Annotated in this window: 15 protein-coding genes; 9 read left to right on the top strand and 6 right to left on the bottom strand. The window is 43.0% G+C overall.

The genetic code is table 11. From position 1 onward, the window contains the following. Positions 1-17: 17 nt before the first annotated feature. Positions 18-2,975, bottom strand: coding sequence for a ComEC/Rec2 family competence protein (locus BLR43_RS01680; RefSeq protein WP_227674253.1), 2,958 nt, complete (start codon positions 2,973-2,975; stop codon positions 18-20). A gap of 298 nt (positions 2,976-3,273) precedes the next feature. Here BLR43_RS01680 and BLR43_RS01675 point away from each other — a divergent pair, with 298 nt between their 5' ends. Beyond that, entirely contained in the window at positions 3,274-3,849 is a 576-nt protein-coding gene (locus BLR43_RS01675) for a DUF2062 domain-containing protein (protein WP_223335218.1), read from the top strand. Between the two features lie 68 nt (positions 3,850-3,917). Here BLR43_RS01675 and BLR43_RS01670 read toward each other — a convergent pair whose 3' ends face one another. The 3 genes from BLR43_RS01670 to BLR43_RS01660 form a co-directional block, all read right to left on the bottom strand. Beyond that, positions 3,918-4,223, bottom strand: a complete 306-nt coding sequence (locus BLR43_RS01670; RefSeq protein WP_058024771.1) for a hypothetical protein — start codon at positions 4,221-4,223, stop codon at positions 3,918-3,920. 168 nt (positions 4,224-4,391) lie between these two features. Then, positions 4,392-5,072 (bottom strand): lipoprotein-releasing ABC transporter ATP-binding protein LolD, encoded by a 681-nt coding sequence (lolD, locus tag BLR43_RS01665; protein WP_093068124.1) that lies wholly within the window; start codon positions 5,070-5,072, stop codon positions 4,392-4,394. Positions 5,073-5,116: 44 nt separating this feature from the next. Further along, positions 5,117-6,352 carry a lipoprotein-releasing ABC transporter permease subunit gene (locus tag BLR43_RS01660; protein ID WP_071001894.1) on the bottom strand — a complete coding sequence of 412 codons (1,236 nt, stop codon included), beginning with the start codon at positions 6,350-6,352 and terminating at the stop codon, positions 5,117-5,119. 449 nt (positions 6,353-6,801) lie between these two features. Between BLR43_RS01660 and BLR43_RS01655 the strand changes: the two genes are divergently transcribed. After that, entirely contained in the window at positions 6,802-7,773 is a 972-nt protein-coding gene (locus BLR43_RS01655) for a hypothetical protein (RefSeq protein WP_093068121.1), read from the top strand. A gap of 176 nt (positions 7,774-7,949) precedes the next feature. Here BLR43_RS01655 and BLR43_RS01650 read toward each other — a convergent pair whose 3' ends face one another. Beyond that, positions 7,950-8,339 carry an SCP-2 sterol transfer family protein gene (locus tag BLR43_RS01650; protein WP_071001896.1) on the bottom strand — a complete coding sequence of 130 codons (390 nt, stop codon included), beginning with the start codon at positions 8,337-8,339 and terminating at the stop codon, positions 7,950-7,952. An 855-nt stretch (positions 8,340-9,194) separates the two neighbouring features. Here BLR43_RS01650 and ccoN point away from each other — a divergent pair. From ccoN to BLR43_RS01620, 6 genes are all read left to right on the top strand, one after another. Then, positions 9,195-10,676 carry a cytochrome-c oxidase, cbb3-type subunit I gene (gene ccoN, locus BLR43_RS01645; RefSeq protein WP_071001897.1) on the top strand — a complete coding sequence of 494 codons (1,482 nt, stop codon included), beginning with the start codon at positions 9,195-9,197 and terminating at the stop codon, positions 10,674-10,676. A 9-nt stretch (positions 10,677-10,685) separates the two neighbouring features. Beyond that, positions 10,686-11,324: a cytochrome-c oxidase, cbb3-type subunit II gene (gene ccoO / locus BLR43_RS01640; RefSeq protein WP_093068117.1), complete on the top strand. Its 639-nt coding sequence runs from the start codon at positions 10,686-10,688 to the stop codon at positions 11,322-11,324. After that, positions 11,324-11,503, top strand: coding sequence for a CcoQ/FixQ family Cbb3-type cytochrome c oxidase assembly chaperone (locus BLR43_RS01635; protein WP_058024764.1), 180 nt, complete (start codon positions 11,324-11,326; stop codon positions 11,501-11,503). Before ccoO ends, BLR43_RS01635 begins: the two co-directional genes overlap by 1 nt. Beyond that, on the top strand, positions 11,503-12,648 hold the full coding sequence (gene ccoP, locus BLR43_RS01630) for a cytochrome-c oxidase, cbb3-type subunit III (RefSeq protein ID WP_071001899.1): 1,146 nt from the start codon (positions 11,503-11,505) through the stop codon (positions 12,646-12,648). Before BLR43_RS01635 ends, ccoP begins: the two co-directional genes overlap by 1 nt. Positions 12,649-13,067: 419 nt before the next feature. Further along, positions 13,068-14,480 carry a cytochrome c oxidase accessory protein CcoG gene (gene ccoG / locus BLR43_RS01625; protein WP_093068113.1) on the top strand — a complete coding sequence of 471 codons (1,413 nt, stop codon included), beginning with the start codon at positions 13,068-13,070 and terminating at the stop codon, positions 14,478-14,480. 193 nt (positions 14,481-14,673) lie between these two features. Further along, positions 14,674-15,255: a FixH family protein gene (locus BLR43_RS01620; protein WP_093068108.1), complete on the top strand. Its 582-nt coding sequence runs from the start codon at positions 14,674-14,676 to the stop codon at positions 15,253-15,255. Positions 15,256-15,360: 105 nt separating this feature from the next. On the opposite strand, the gene ttcA is transcribed toward BLR43_RS01620, so the two are convergent. Beyond that, the gene (gene ttcA / locus BLR43_RS01615) at positions 15,361-16,503 is read right to left on the bottom strand and encodes a tRNA 2-thiocytidine(32) synthetase TtcA (RefSeq protein WP_093068104.1); all 1,143 of its coding nucleotides are present in this window, start codon (positions 16,501-16,503) and stop codon (positions 15,361-15,363) included. A gap of 309 nt (positions 16,504-16,812) precedes the next feature. On the opposite strand from ttcA, the gene queC reads away from it, so the two are divergent. Beyond that, the gene (gene queC, locus BLR43_RS01610; protein ID WP_201587727.1) at positions 16,813-17,562 is read left to right on the top strand and encodes a 7-cyano-7-deazaguanine synthase QueC; all 750 of its coding nucleotides are present in this window, start codon (positions 16,813-16,815) and stop codon (positions 17,560-17,562) included. The last annotated feature ends 160 nt before the right edge of the window (positions 17,563-17,722 follow it).

The raw sequence follows: 17,722 nt of genomic DNA, 5'->3' as shown, positions 1-17,722 counted from the left end.
GAGTATAAGCAATATTTTTAAGGACTCATCGCTTCTGCGTCAACACCGTTGTTTATTATATTCAGCGATAAAGACGCTTCTAAAGGTTTGTCATCATAGGTGATAATATCATTGATGCTTTGACGACTTATGACATCAGTTGTCATCTGTGATGCACTATGACCAAGCCATGTGATGTTTTTAAACCTCATACTGTCGTTATTCGAATCAGCTGAACATAATAATGACCACATCTGCCAAACACGTGGATGGGTGTCAGTATCTAAAACAAGCCGTGATAGAGACAAGTTTTTGTGATCCGTATCTAACTGGTTATCTGCTATTTTCGTTTGAGAGTTTACAGATAATGACTTTAGCGGATCGGCTGCGTTGTATCTTAGAACTTGTATAGGTACGCTGCTATCAATCGCAATTGTACAGTCCCACACGCTAGTATCACCTATCTCGCTCCAGCCTGTCATTGCTTGGATGGATACATCACCACTAGCCACCTGCCATGTTTTGCCTTGCTCGCAACCTTGCGCACTGATATTCGTCTTACCTTTAGACTGAGCTGCTATTTTAGAGGCTTGCTGGAATGCAGACCAACGCTCGGAGCGTCCCGCTTGCCAATATTGACTGACAGGTAGCTGCTGATTTAACTGCGCAACTGCCAGCGGTAATAACTCAGAATTTTTGGCGCTAACGACCATATTTTGCTCACTGGCATTCAACGTGTCAGTCAGTACGGTGCTACTGCTCTGCACTATGATGCCTTCTAGTTTATCGACTGACAAACTGCCCAGTTGCTGCTCTAAAGATACAGATAGTTTATCCGCTGTGAGATTGCTTGGCATGGTCCGTGTTGCGGTTGGTCTATGATCAGCCAAAAACAGCCAGCTGGTATTGTCTTTCGCAAGTGAAGATCTATCCTTACTGTTACTAACGCTTTGGTTATGTAAAGGGAATTGTAGCAAGGCTGCACTGATATAGGGATCACCCGTTGGCAAAATATATAACGTCGGCATTGTTATCATTGACTGCTGATTGGCATACACCGTCATCATTAACAGCGTCAGTGGAGGCAGTGCCAACCAGCGACTGAGCAGCCCTCTTGGCAAAAGCCAAGGTACTATACTTAACAACACCATGAGCAATATCGCCATATTAACTGGCGTATACAACCATGCGTCTGTTAATGCTGGTAATGATGTCAGCCAACCAATCAACTCATGTAGATTGCCGACGATGGCACTTACTAAAGACCAAATGCTGTCAGCTATCGTGGGTGATAACAGGTAAAAAAGCCCTGCTAACAGATTGAGCGGTACAATCACCCACCCAAACAGCCCAATCGCAAATAAATTGACAATAAGTCCCCACAATGATGCTTTACCAAATAAGAGCAGCGTAATAGGCAATAACGTCAGAAACAACCAAAACTGTAGCTTGAACATACGCCGTCCAGCTCGCAGAGCATGATAGAGCACTCTATTGCCCTTACTCCTATGCTCGTCGTACGATGATCTCAAAGCCTCTGTAGTACGCTGATACGAGGTATCTTCGTATTTGAGCAACAGCGCCACTGCGATGAAGGACAACCAATACCCTGCCTGCCACAATACATACGGATCTTGCCATGCCATCAAGACAGCTAATGCTAACAACACACGCATGGTACTGATAGGTAGCAATGTCAATCTCACCAAGCCGATAGCCAGTAGCATCCACGCCGTACGTGCCGCAGGCACATCAAAACCTGTAAATAGTGCATAGATAAAAGCAGCACCAATCATTACCCACCAACGCACCTGCCAGCGTGGCATATAGCGATAAACCACTGGGCACAGTCGATTGAATAGCAACACAACGGCGCCGCCCAATACAATGGCTAAAAACAGTACATGTGTCCCTGATATTGCAAGCAAATGCGAGATACCCGCCAGTTGATATAGATCCTTGGTGTCGCGATTGATCAAGCTACGGTCACCTGTGAGCAAACTCAATGTGACAGCTCTGGTCTGCTGCTCTGCTGTGGTTTGTGCAGGCCAATCTCTATAGAAATGATCTCTTAATTGCCAACGTCCTATATCAATACGAGTACGAAATCGCTGGAAATAAGAGTCAGACGTCGATGCTTGTTGTAAAGCTTCATCGTTATTGCTTTTGCTGACAGTCAACGCACTAACCGCCAGTATATTTGCCACACCATCAATGTGTCGACCTCGCAACCAGCGATAACCATCAAAACCAGACGGGTTGCTTATTGCTTGCTTGGAGGTAGACAATGGTACCAGTGCCAAGCTCATAAATAGCTCATCGCCTGGCTGCAAATCATTTAAATTTGAGAACGAGTCATTATTTGATGTGTTTTTTGGATAGGCATTGAGCAATACTCGGTATTCGATATGATTATTGGGTTTTTTTTCAAAATTGTCACTATAGCTTTTACTTAGGCTATTATTTTCTTCCTTCGAATAATTCCTTGTACTATCTGCCAAATCTTGGGGAGTCAACTCAGCGACTAATGGCATTAAATGCGTGACCACTGCTACTTGTCGATAGCCGCTATCTGTACTGGCATCATATACACTGTCACTTATCCCTTCGATACGAACGAGTGCTTGTACACGTATAGAGTCAGTAATTTTGGTCGTTTCGGCTTGCTGATGTGCAACTAGCGCTTGTAGCGCGCTACTCACGACCAACCCAATGGCTAATAGACCAAATAAGAAGTATTTGCTAAAAAGTGACAATTTAACATCATTAGGTGAGCTGACAGAACGCGTTTTATTGGTACTTTGAGTATTTACTGAAGGGCTATTAAGTTGAGTAGCACTAAGCAGAATAATAGCAAATATGACAAGCAACCAAAGCAAACCTGTGGCGCTGACCACATTCAATAAAGGCATGTCGATCGGCATCGCCACATTATCTGCAACTGCCAACACACCCATCATAGCAATAATTACCAGGCTACCAACTAACCAATACACCAGCACTCCTTGCTTGATGAGCAAAATATTATAATGCAGCTAACGCCAGTTATTGATGATAATAAGGCGCCAGAGCAGCCATTTTTATCGACATTTTAGAAGCGACTGAAGCATCATATCTGTGAGGCAATAGCATTTATATTTATATTACCCTATACTGATGAGGCATATTAAAATGATGGCTTTCTACCATCACCACTCTATGTATTCTCATCGGTATTTTTTATCCATAATATTACTTTATACCAGCCCATCAATACAATTGAGCGGACTGTCGTTAACGATTAAAGGCGATACTGTGCCCCACAAACGTCTAAAAGACCTGCTTCCTACACCGGAAAAAATCCTAGAAAGTCGCACCCTAAAACTGTTCGCCCCGCATTTGGCAGATCCTCGGTTATGGCACTTCAACCGCCATAGCTTAAATAAAGCAGTCTATATTGGCGTGCTTAGCGCATTTTTTCCACTGCCAGGACAGATGTTGCTGGCTTTGATTGGCTCACTTATTTTTCGAGCCAATGTGCCTATGGCTCTCGGTCTAACGTGGATTACCAATCCAGTCACCAGCTTGCCTATCTTTTATGCTGGGTATTATATCGGTGCAAAAATCATTGATGCACCAGTGATCAGTTTGCGCTTTATCGGCAGAATGATTGCTGATTTTAGCTTATGGGCATTATCAGATGGCGCCAACCCTTTTATTACTTATAAAGGCACTGTATCGCTTACAGCATTTTGTATAGGGCTAACGATTTTAGCGATTATAACCAGCATCGTTTGTGGACTTGCTTTTAAAGCGATTTGGCGTTACAAGACGGTCGTGAGTTGGCAAAAACGTCAGCAAAAACCTGATGATAAATCGCCTAAATATTAATACCGTTTAACATCATTAAACGGTATTAATATTAAACAGTACAACGTCAGCGTCTGAAGCAAGAGCTATCACTCTTCTTTGGTTCTTTCTATGGCATCTATAAGCTTATCCGTAAAATCTTTATCCATAGAGACGATCTCAATAACCTCGTCGTTTTTACAGAGCGTATAACGCTTACCTGTCGCGCTGTCTTGAACCTTTAAATCATAGTCAACCCCAGCCAAAGTGATCGCATCAAACACGGGTGTGATAAGATCCTTTTGTTCTTGTCTATCGATGGTGTCAAACAAGGTTGGATCGATATAAGGCTTTAACGGCTCATCGCCTTCTTCAGCACTGCCAAAAGCGGCGATTGGATTGTCATCTTTGTTCATTATTCGGAGACCTATAAAATAGACATAGCAGCTAGTTAATCAAGCTTCTATATCTTTTGCTATGAGATATTTACTTGATAATACAACAATATATTTCGTTAGGACAACCCTTATAAGTGCTAATTTATGACACTTATATTCATCTGAAAATCTCAACATATATAGACGTTAATACTGTTCCCAATGACCATTACGTAGCAATAATTGACGATCAGCAAGCGCCGCCAAGTTGCGATCATGTGTCACCATCAAAAGTGCTGTTTGCATAGTGCTTTGTAGCTCTGATAGCAATCCAAAGACACTTTGCGCATTGTCATAATCCAAGTTACCAGTTGGCTCATCCGCCAAGATAAGCGAAGGCTTGGTAACTAGTGCGCGCGCAATCGCCACGCGCTGACGCTCACCACCTGATAGCTCACCCGGTCTGTGCATCAACCGATGATTTAGACCGACGTTTTCGAGAATCTCAATCGCTTGCTTGCGAGCGTCAGTTGTTGATACTTCTGGACGCATCAGTAAAGGCATCGCAACATTCTCGACTGCGGTAAACTCTGCTAGCAAATGGTGAAACTGATAAATGAAACCCAAATGCTTGTTGCGCATCGCGCCGCGTTCGGTCTCATTCATGCTATTTAATAACTGACCATGTAACCAGACTTCACCACTCGTGGGCGTGTCTAAACCACCAAGCAAATGTAGCAAGGTACTTTTTCCTGAACCACTGGTCCCGACAATAGCAATGCGCTCACCAGCATGAACTGTCAGATCAAGGCCCGTCAATACTTGCGTACTAACGGCTCCCTCATCATATATTTTATTGATATTGGTCGCCTTTAAAATGGCAGACATAGCGCTTCCTTTATTTTATTTATGTCGATATTTATGCGATTGAATTACTCATAACGTAGTGTCTGGGCAGGCTGAATTTTAGCCGCTCGGCGTGCTGGATAAATCGTTGCCAAAAAGCTCAATATAAATGAGGCACCTGTAATGAATACCACGTCGAGTAAACGCAACTCTGACGGCAAATAATTCACAAAATAAGCATCAAACAGATTCAAATTAAAGACTTGATTAATAAAGCCTAAAATATCACTGACGGTGAGTGCGAATATCACACCCAATATCGTACCAGCAACGGTACCGATCACACCGATGACCACGCCTTGTACCATAAAGACTTGGGTAATCAAACGAGGAGACGCACCAAAGGTTTTTAGAATGGCAATATCTGCTTTTTTGTCAGTGACGAGCATCACAAGACTTGAGACAATGTTGAAAGCGGCAACTAAGATGATTAAAAATAGTAGCAAACCAACCATGGCTTTTTCCATCTGAATTGCACCAAATAGATTGCCGTGCGTCTGCGTCCAATCATTGGGGAACAACTGCTGAGGAGAAATAGCAGCGGCTTTTTCTGCGGCAATCGGCGCAGTAAAGATATCATTGAGCTTCATGCGCACGCCTTGCGCCCCTTCTGGCAGACGCAGCAGTTTTGCTGCATCACCCATCGGGATGAACGCCATCAGACTGTCTACCTCTGGGCTGATGGTAAAAATACCTGTCAAAGTAAAGCGCTTAAACCGCGGTATCACACCGGCTGGCGATGGCGAGGCTTCTGGCAGCACTAGAGTTACTTTGTCCCCTATCTGTAAACCCAGAGACTGCACCATCTCTTCACCCAATACGATGCTAAAGTCACCACTTTGCAAGGTATCAATACTGCCCTCGACCATATGATCATTAATGATAGAGACGTTTTTTTCGTATTCAGGCTCGACGCCAGTCACCATAATCCCGGCGACCTGACCGTTTGATGTCAGCATCCCTTGCAATTGGATAAAGGGGGCGACATCTGATACTTCTGGATCTTCCTTAATCTTATCAGCGAGCTGCTCCCAATCACCGATAATCTCAGTTGAGACCACGGTGGCTTGCGGCACCATGCCCAAAATACGGGTTTTTAATTCTCGATCAAAACCATTCATGACCGATAGCACCGTAATCAATACGGCAACCCCAAGCGTCAGACCAATCATTGAAATCAGGGATATAAAGGAGATAAAGCCATTACTGCGCTCTGCTCGGGTATATCGTAAGCCGATAAATAACGCTAAAGGACGAAACATATTCAAACTCTTTATCTTATCTACGTGCGACTTTATATAGGTTGCATCACGAGCAGTAGTAAATGCATCATACAGCTGCTACTACTCACATATAAATCAAACACAAAACAGGAGATCAGACGAGCCGAGGACAGCCGTCAAAAGGGAGCTAGTTTGACACAATTTAGCCAATATGTGCCAGTCATTAGCCGATACTAAGAGTATTTTTTACCAAAAAACTGGGTTTTGTTATTATTTTTTATAGAGGCCTTGCTATTAGATATGTCAATACCTATATATTATATGCTAAAGACAATTGTCATTAACCCTCATTGTGGTTTGTTCACACTTTGCTGGTAATGTCGCTGACATCATAAACCAGTTATTTGAAATACTGAATGGCACGTAAGTAACCATCGCACTACAGTATTAGACACAAACCCCACGCTGACTTAATTTTGAGTATTTTCATGACCATAAATTATCAATATAAAAACATTCAAACTCCTACCAAGATCACACTGACCGATGAGCAGTCTGCAGGTCATGGCGATCATTGGCGTATTTTGACCGATGATATGAGCAAGGATGTGCCAGAGTGGCTACAAAAAATGATTGAAGTGGCGGCAATACCTAAAGGCCTGAACAACAACGTCAGTGCAAAAGACAGCTGTTTGTTGTTATCAGAAGACAAGCCCTGCCATATCAATCAAGTACTCGCAATGAAAGACGGTAAGCCTGAGCGCTTCATCAATGCTTATCCTTGTGTTGATAGTCCTTATGGGCTTGATTGTAAAATCGAGCGCGTCATTGTCAATGACAACTCACACGATGCGGTATTACGCTTACGCACGGCTGATGGCAGCATTATTTATGCGTTTGATCAGCTCTATACGACCAATCGTCATTTGTATCAGCGCGATACGTCTTATTTCGTTAACTTTAGCGCATGGGCGCACGAGATTAAGCTCAGTGAGCAAAACGAAGTCATCATGGTAGAAGACCAAGAATCTATCCGCTATCATCGTGCGTTTAACGATATCGTCGCGGCTAATGACGGAAAAATTCCAGACGATCTGCAAGCGCAAATCAGTGAATGGAAACCTGAAACCGAAGAACAAATGGCACCGGTCGAAATCAACTTAGGACACATGTGTGCTTATTTATTTGGCGATACTTTAGGGCAAGAAGATGAGGCTTGGTGTCAAGGTCAAGTGCTTGGCAAACAAGAAACGATATTTAACGATAAATCTGTCATTTTGTTTGATGTAGTGACATTACGTGAGCAGGATGCAGATCCCTTTGTCGTACGTATTGGTGCGCTTAATACGCCAGAGACCGCCAGTATTAAAGTGCATGACTATGTACAAGCCAATGTCTGGTTGCAGGCAGCGATATATAAAGAGAATCAGCAAGCTTCGGCGCAGTCTAAAGCCAGCTGATAAAATTAAATTGATACAATCTAATGAAACAAGACAGTAGTCCGATAAACAGATGATTGTCCCGCTGTTATGACAGTTGAATGTTTGAGCAAATAAAAAGCCCCTAAATAGGGGCTTTTGTATATCTGAGTGAATTGTATATCAATGGCTTGAGTACAAACCACTCAATATAAGACCTACGCCATCGTCGTCATTGATTTGATACGCTTATACAACTCTTTTTGCTCAGCGCTTGGACGAGCAGTCTGTACTGCCATCAATTGCGACATATCCCCTTCAACGCGAATTTTACCGCTCATGAAAGCACCCATAATTTGATTGGTGTCAAAATCAGTGATGATAGACTGTAGAATGCTACGATCTAATAATAAAGTCGTCGTGCCGTTACTATTTAGACCACGATGTAATAAACCATCGGCAAAGTTGGCTTCGATGTCTTTGTCAGTATCAGATACTTTTAGGTTAACAATCATATTAGCAAGTGCTGGTGGCAAGTTTAACTCACCCGCCTCACTGCCCATTTTCTCCACTTGCTCAAACCATTCATCTGTCAAAAAAACTGCCATATTATTATCCTTAATGGGTGTTTTGTTGGGTTAACGCTGCTATTTTACGCATTAACCTGACTAGCAAATTATTAAAATGCCTGTTATTAATAGCCCACAAGTATGCGGGCATTAAATATGTTTAGGCTCATTATAAGGGGCGACTTGATGAGAAGTAAAACCTATTTGTGCCGCTAGTGGTACGATTGTTACAAAATTCCTTTCGAATATCACAATTATATTTAGCAACGTTTGTCTTAGTTTGATGCAAACACGCATCTAGAATAGTGACGAAATTGTGTATAAAATAAGCAAGTAGCGCAATAATAATAAGTTGCTCGCTATCATTTATACCAAAGAGTTTGTATTTTGCCGCATAGTTCTGATGATATTTAATTAGGATTGCGTTACAATACCCTTAAACAGAGTCGGGAGTTTTAACCAAACATTACATAAACATGTTTTTTGTCAGCCGCCGCTAGCATACATCTATGGTCAGTGCGTTTTTATAGCCCTATAGATATGGGTATCTATCTTCATTAGTACAGATTTTTTCGTAATAATTAAGATATATATTTAGCCTCATAAGATGTTTGATGCTCAAAAACGGCGCGTCTTTTTATTTATCTTGATGATGTATTAACAATCCTACTATCGATTGGCTGTAAACAAGGTGCACGAAGCGCCTCATTTTATCCATCAGTATCAACTGATATAAAATCAAAGCCTAAATTGATAGTTAATAAGATTATGGTGATAAAAGGTCAAAAAACATTATGTACTGTAGCTATTGTAGGTTTATAAGTTTTTATAATATCTATAATGCGGACTGTTGGTTAATTCTGTTGATAATTCGGGCTGTAAAGGAATCATCCAATGAGTTTACAAAACACAGCAGTCGCCCCAGTTGACCGTGAGTATGAAATTACTATCGTAAGATTTTTTACGATTATGGCTGTCGTTTGGGGCATCGTCGGCATGAGTCTTGGTGTGTTCATTGCTTCACAGTTAGCATGGCCATCACTAAACTTTGACATTCCATGGCTGACCTTTAGTCATTTAAGACCACTGCACACCAATGCGGTGATTTTTGCGTTCGGTGGCTGTGCCTTGTTCGCAACGTCTTACTATATCGTTCAGCGTACCTGCAAGACGCGCTTATTTGCGCCATATTTGGCTTGGTTTACCTTTTGGGGGTGGCAAGCAGTAATTGTTTCTGCTGTTATTACCCTTCCTCTAGGTTTGACGTCAAGTAAAGAGTACGCTGAGCTTGAGTGGCCTATTGATATCTTAATTGCTTTGGTATGGATCTCTTATGCCATTGTATTTTTTGGTACACTCATCAAACGCAAAACCTCACATATTTATGTGGCTAACTGGTTCTTTGCCGCCTTCATTATTACGATTGCACTACTACACATCGTAAACAGCATGGCTATCCCTGTTAGTGCGTTCAAATCTTACTCGCTATTTGGCGGTGCAACTGATGCCATGGTCCAGTGGTGGTACGGGCATAACGCGGTAGGTTTTTACTTAACGGCAGCTTTCCTTGGCATGATGTATTACTTCGTTCCAGTACAGATTGGTCGTCCTATCTACTCTTATCGCTTGTCTATCGTTCACTTTTGGGCATTGATTGCTTCATATATGTGGGCTGGTGGTCACCATTTGCATTATTCAGCGCTTCCTGATTGGACGCAGTCATTGGCAATGGTATTCTCCATCATTCTATTTGCACCCTCTTGGGGTGGTATGATTAACGGTGTACTCACGCTATCAGGTAGTTGGGATAAGCTACGTACCGATCCGATCATTCGCTTTATGATTGTGGCGTTGTCGTTCTACGCGATGTCGACGTTCGAAGGCCCAATGATGTCAATCAAGACAGTAAATGCTTTATCGCATAACACTGACTGGACAGTTGGTCACGTACACTCAGGCGCACTTGGCTGGGTTGGTATGATTACGATTGGTTCGCTATATGTACTGCTACCACGTGTCTATAACAAACCCAAAATGTACTCTATCAGCTTAATCACCACGCATTTTTGGCTGGCGACTGCAGGAACGATTTTCTATATCGTGTCTATGTGGATCTCAGGTATCGGCCAAGGCATGATGTGGCTTGCTACTAACCCAGACGGTACTTTGGTATATAGCTTCGTTGATACTGTTGAATTCTCGCATTTCCCATATATTGGCCGAGCTTTTGGTGGCTTCTTATATGTATCGGGTATGTTTGTTATGGCTTATAACTGCTATAAAACACTCAAAATGCCAGAAGGTAAGCCTGTAGATGTCGCTGATCCAACGGATCATGAACCTAGTGTCGAAAAACCTTCGACAGCTAACGTATAAGGAGCGATCATGGCTGGTACACCGCATGAAATTATTGAAAAAAATACAGGCTTGTTAGTCATTGGTATCGTCATTGCTATCAGTTTTGCAACGCTAGTTGAAATCGTGCCTTTGATTTATAACAACGACAGTCCTGAGGAAGGCGGTTTGAACAAGCCCCTTCCCGCTATGGAGCCTTGGACTGCGCTTGAATTTGAAGGTCGTGATATTTATATCCGTGAAGGATGTCACGTTTGTCATACGCAAATGGTTCGCCCACTACGTGCAGAAGTTGAACGTTATGGACCATACTCACGTGCCGCTGAGTCGACGTGGGATCACCCGTTTTTATGGGGATCGAAACGTACTGGACCAGACTTAGCACGTGTTGGTGGCCGTTATTCTGAAGATTGGCAAAAGCAGCATCTAATCAGTCCACGTTCGCTAGTGCCTGAGTCAGTCATGCCAGGTTTCCCATGGTTGGCCGAGAACGAAGTCGATGGTGAGAACATTCAAGCTAAAATGCGTCTATTCCGTGATCGCTTCGGTGTGCCTTATACTGAAGAAGATATCGAAGGTGCTCCAGATGCCGTACTTGGCGCCACTGAGCTTGATGCTTTGGTTGCCTATCTACAGCAGTTAGGTACCGCAATGGAAGGACAGCGCTAATGGGTATTGGTGAATTACAAACAATTGCGACCGTTTCTGCCTTTATTGCCTTCGTAGGCGTTGCATGGTGGGCGTATTCGCCAAAAAACAAAAAACGCTTCGAAGAAGATGCACAACTTGCGCTTGATGACGAGGACATTAGATCTCTGTCTGAAGAGCAGCGCAATAAGGATAAATGATGACATTTTTTTGGAGTTCTTGGATTACGCTAATCAGTTTTGGTTGTTGGGCGTTCATTCTTGGCGTTCTGCTGTTTGTATTAAAATACAAGCCAGAGGTTGAAGAAGACGGTACCACTGGTCATGAATACGATGGTATCCGAGAATACGATAAACCACTCCCTAAATGGTGGTTAGTGATATTTTTTGGCTCAATCGTCTGGGGCGTGGTTTACTGGGTGTTTTTCCCAGCCATGCTTCCGGGAAACTGGAACGGTCTTGCAACCATAAAAGTCGATGGTGAAGATGTACCATGGACTTCTAAAAACGAGCTGTTCAGTGAGCTTGAGAGCAACAACAAAGTATTTACAGATAACTTTGAAAAGAATATCTTGGTTAAAGCAGATGCAGCAGGCGCAACCGCGACACTAGCGACGCTAAACGAGCTACAAGCGACCATGCGTCGCAGTGACAATCCACCAGCGGATCTACAGGCACAAATCGATGAGAAGGTCACAGAACTTGCACCTTATGTCGAAAAACTGTCTGAAAATCCAAATGCTTTAAAAGTTGGTAGCCGTTTGTTCTTACAGAACTGTGCAGTATGTCATGGCTCGAATGCTAAGGGTGCCCCAGGCTATCCTAATCTGACTGACAATGATTGGTTGTATGGTGGTAAAGCCGGTAACATCTTGACCACGCTACACAATGGTCGTGTTGGTGGTATGGCAGCATGGCGTGATCAGCTTGGTGAAGACGGCATACGTGCGGTCGCTGAATATGTCTTATCACTATCAGGCAACCAAAATGACTATGATCTTGATCAAACGAAAGTTGCTCAAGGTAAAGTTATTTTTCATGAGCCGACCAACTGCGTTCTTTGTCATGGACCAGATGGTAAAGGTATGATTTCAGCTGGCGCACCGAATTTGACGGATAATATCTGGTTATATGGTGGTGATCGCGAGACCATTCGTGAAACGCTACGTTATGGCCGCGCAGGTGTAATGCCTCAGTGGGAAACGAAGCTAGGTAATGAGCGTATCATGCTACTTGCCGCTTACGTCTACTCACTATCGGACAAAACTGGCAAAGCACCTGAAACTGCGATGGCAAATACTGCAGCGACTCAGCCAGTAGCGACCAAAGAAGCTACTGCTAACTAAAACACTATTGCCGTACTGTACATGGATGAGATTTAATAAAGGGAGGACTGTCAGTACAGTTCTCCTTTTTTCGTTTATTTTTGCAGAATTTACCTAATAGTCGCTATCACAGATACTTCTCAGTAGACATTATTATGATCTATAGTGCTTGCTTTTTACGATTATTACCCCATTGTTAGTAGGGAGAATGTTAGAATAGCTGTTTTCAAAATGGCTAACGAGCCAGACTGATGATGTCTTAGCTCGATCTAATAACCCACTTATAATCAATTATTTAGTAAGTGTACTAGAGGACTTTTATTTAAGTCGCTATCCATTATTTACTGACATTGATAACATCATACATTCATATACTTCACGGCGAGAGGTATTTGTTCATCATGCCAGCAGACTGATTCTTTTTTTAAAGAGGCACGTTTATGTCAGCACAACAACAATCTAATAAAATCCCCGTACAGCAGGTCGATCTTGATGCCACCAAGCATCGAGTACATCCAAGGTTTGTGACAGGGTTTTATCAAAATATTCGTGTCATCACGATGTATGCCCTTTTGGCCGCTTTTTTAATTTTGCCGTGGCTGCGTTATAATGGCAGACAAGCAATATGGTTTGATGTTCCCTCACAGCATTACTATATTTTTGGTTTGACTTTTTTGACTCAAGATTTTTATTTTATTGCCGCATTTGCCATTATTGCAGCGTTTACTTTGTTTATGGTGACTGTATATGCTGGCCGCGTTTGGTGTGGTTATGCTTGTCCACAAACCATCTGGACGCATCTCTACCAGTACGTTGAAAAATGGGTCATTGGTGATCGCAATAAGCGCATGAAGTTTGATAAATCGCCTATGAGCGCGAGTAAAGTGTTCAAGCGAACGGTAGTCTATGCGATTTGGTTTGTACTTTCTGTGATTACAGCAGCAACCTTTGTCAGTTATGTGGCAGGTACAGATTCGCTTTATCATAGCTGGCAGACCGTGGGGCTGATTCCTTTTCCTGACTGGCCAACATGGGTATGGATATCGATGTTTATCTTTACCTTTGCCACTTATGCCAATGCAGGTTATATGCGTGAGCAGATGTGTGTACAGATTTGTCCTTATGGCCGCTTCCAAAGTGTGATGTTTGATAAAGATACGCTGATCGTATCGTACGACTATGAGCGTGGTGAGCCACGCGGCGCGCGTAAAAAAGGCACAAACCCTGAAGAGCTGGGTGACTGTATCGAATGTACCATGTGTGTGCAGGTCTGCCCCACTGGTATCGATATTCGTGATGGCTTGCAAGTTGCCTGTATCCAGTGCGCCGCCTGTATTGATGCTTGTAATGAGATTATGGACAAAGTTGGCTATCCACGCGGGCTGATTCGTTATACAACCGAGCGTCAGCTGGTCGAAAAAGAACCAAGCCGTGTATTTCGTCCACGATTATTTGCTTATTTGGCGCTATTGGCAGTGCTATGTGGCGGGGTTATCTATGCGTTGACAGACCGCGTGCCGCTAGAGATTGATATCCGCCGTGATCGTAACCAGTTATCATCTATCAATACCCAAGGCATGATTGAGAACAGCTATATCGTCAAGCTAACCAACAAAACCCAAGAGCCTCACAATTATAAAATAACGCTCGCACCGCAAGAGGGTCTGAGTTTAGAGCTGCGCTTCAACGATGTACCCTTAGAAGCAGGCGAAAGCTTCGATATGCCTGTCAGTATTTACGGTGACCCTGATGTGATTGAATTTGGTCAAACGCCAGTGACGTTAAATGTGACCAGTGAAGACGGTAAGTACAAAGTCAGTAAGCAAAACGTCTTTACGACTCAAGGTCAGTAATTCATCACTGAACTGATTATTTAGTTTCCTTTATATCATTCGGTAGTCAGCGACTTTGAGAGTCAAAGGCTATCGGGTGAATGATTTATGATTAAATTGGCAGCAGGTAGCCGTCAAATTGTCCGTTGATACCATTTGTCGATATCTGATAAGCAGATCTTTGATAAATAAGTATCTGATGAATAGGTATTTTATGTCTAATCCAGCACCGAATTTTAAACATCAAGATACTCAGCCATGGTACAAGAATTACATGGTTATGATTTTTGTGATTGGCATGCCAGCTGCGGTCGTGATCGCTTGTATCTGGTTTGTCTACTACTCTTACCAGATCCGCGACAGCGTGGTACGTGACGACTGGTATATGGATGGGAAGACGCTCTATCATGACGTCTCACGTGACAAGCTTGCTTATGATTTGGACTTGCATGGCAAAATGCAATTTGCGGATAATGGCGATGTTGTGTTTTATCTCAATTATCCTGAGCAAAGTGTGCAGTCAGGCAAGCTATTGAACGGCCAGCCACTTACTTATCCCGATACGCTTAATCTTTCAATCTCGCATGCCACCGATATCAAAAAAGACCGTGACGTCGTGCTAAAGCATGTTGAAGGCAATAAATACAGCGCCCAAGTAAATCTTGATTCGGTAAAAGCCAAATATTACCTGCAAGTGAATAACGATGGCAAGGACGATTGGCGTATGCAAGATGTTGCCAAGCTTCCGCGCTCAGAGGTTAGCTTTAAACCTTTATCTGTCTTTGCTAAAAGTTAATATTATTAAGCTATGCCCTAATATCTACATTTAAAAAAACCAGCCTTTTCTTTATGAATGGCTGGTTTTTTATGGGTTACTCGATCAGTATTCGCTCATGAGATGCTAAATAAGTGGGTTAATTGTTGGAATTTTCTGAGGTGTAGTTCTACTTGTTACAGCATTGTCTGATTCTGTTGCATACGGCTTATCGCTAGCAAACTTAGGATTGAACGTTTGCGTCTTTGGTGATACCGGCAAACCAATCTCAGCCAGACTGTCGGTCTGCCCTGATTGAATATTATCCCCCTCAAACAAACGCTCGTCGTTATCACGATCAAGACTGAGTGTCTCAAAGTCAAACAACTCACGATCCGCTAACTGTGATGGCGCTACGTTTTGCATTGCCTTAAAGATAGACGCCAAACGCTGCGGATGAGCGTCATCCCATTCGCGTAGCATGTCATTGATAATGGCACGTTGTAGATTGGTCTGGCTGCCACACAGATTACAAGGAATAATCGGGAATTCTTTTAATTTGGCATACTCGATGATGTCTTTTTCTTCGACATACGCCAATGGACGAATCAGCAGGTTTTGCTTGTCATCACTCAGCAGTTTAGGCGGCATGGATTTGAGCGCGCCGCCATGAAATAAATTCAAGAAGAAAGTCGCCAGCATGTCATCGCGATGATGACCCAAGGCGATTTTGGTCGCACCAATCTGCTTAGCAAAACCATACAACGAACCACGGCGCAGACGTGAACACGCTGAGCAATAGGTCTTGCCTTCTGGCACCACACTTTTGACAATACTATACGTATCTTTTTCCAAGATATAATGGGCAATGCCCTGCTCGTTTAGATAAGCAGGCAGAATATCTTCCGGATAGCCGGGCTGCTTTTGGTCAAGATTGACTGCGACGATATCGAAATGAATGGGGGCGATACGTTTTAGTAGGAGCAAAATATCCAGCAAGGTATAGCTGTCTTTACCGCCCGAGACACAGACCATCACCACATCGCCGTCTTCGATCATATTAAAATCACGAATGGCCCAAGAGACTTGGCGACGAAGCTTCTTTTGTAGCTTACGAAAAGCCGCAGATTCAGTAGGCGATTGTGAGTCAGTAGATTGTTCATCAACGATATCTTCATTGCTACCCTCTTCAGCATCAGCCTCTAAAACATAACGATTAAAGTCTGATTCATCAGACATCTCATCAAACTTAGGAGGAATGTTTGGCGTAAATAAGGTTGCTGGGGTCATAAGTTACTCAATATCTTTATAAGGATGATTTTACTATAAAGTAGTTTGCGATAAAGCACGATCAATGAGGTAGGGTTATCGATGCTTTAAAAGCGGCAATTATAACAAATATTGCTAACAGATTGAAAAGATGACAGTAATACGCACTTTATTTTTATTGCAATACTGCTTAGCATGGCTTTGTCGCTTTAGTGACGCGTGATTGATCGCTTCATGGTTCTGTAATAGCCGTATTTTTGCTAAAATAGCCGTTTTCGTAAACCAATAATAGATAACACTATGACTAACGTTACTTTGCAGAACCCCTCAATGAATCAAGCGTCCAACAGCAACGATACTCCTCACAAAAACCAAAATGCCGTGGTGCTTTTATCAGGTGGTCTCGATTCGGTGACGTGTTTGTATTGGGCAAAGGCGCACTATGCCTCGGTGACAGCGGTCAGCTTTGACTATGGGCAACGTCATAATAGTGAGCTTGTCGCAGCAAAGCGCATTGCTGAGACAGCAAGCGTCAATCATAGAATCATTGATATTGATATCGCCCAGCTTGGTGGCTCATCACTCACCGATCACAGCATGATCGTACCAGACGGCGATACCGACAAATTCCCTAATAAAAAGCGCGATGAGATCGATAACGATGCCATTCCGAATACTTATGTGCCTGCACGTAATACAATCTTTTTGTCTTATGCGCTAGCCGTCGCTGAAGTGACTGATGCCAATCATATCGTCATTGGGGTCAGCTCAGTCGATTACTCTGGCTATCCCGATTGCCGTCCAGAGTATATCGAAGCATTTGAGCACATGGCCAATCTGGCGACAAAAGCGGGCGTTACCGGTCATCGCTTGTCTATCCAAACCCCACTACAAAAGCTGTCCAAAGCTCAAACTATTGAGCTTGGTCTATCATTGGGCGTTGATTATGGACAAACGATTTCTTGCTACCGTGCCGATGTGAACGGACTTGCTTGCGGCGTTTGTGACAGCTGTGCGCTACGTCGCCAAGGCTTTGCTCAAGCTGGCGTCACTGACCCTACTCATTACCAAGCTGGATAGAGATACTGACTTTTTATCAAACAGCGGCATCAATCAACATTAGCGAAACATTCGCTTGCATTAACACAGCACGTCGACATTGTATTTTAATCAATATACTTGCTATGGTATGGACAATCATTTTTGCCAATTGAATAGATTACATGTGATATAGGTTACA

The organism is Psychrobacter pacificensis, assembly GCF_900101915.1.
Taxonomy (GTDB): Bacteria; Pseudomonadota; Gammaproteobacteria; order Pseudomonadales; family Moraxellaceae; genus Psychrobacter; species Psychrobacter pacificensis.
The sequence above is the reverse complement of the archived record's forward strand: the minus strand, read 5'-3'. Positions and strand labels throughout refer to the sequence as shown.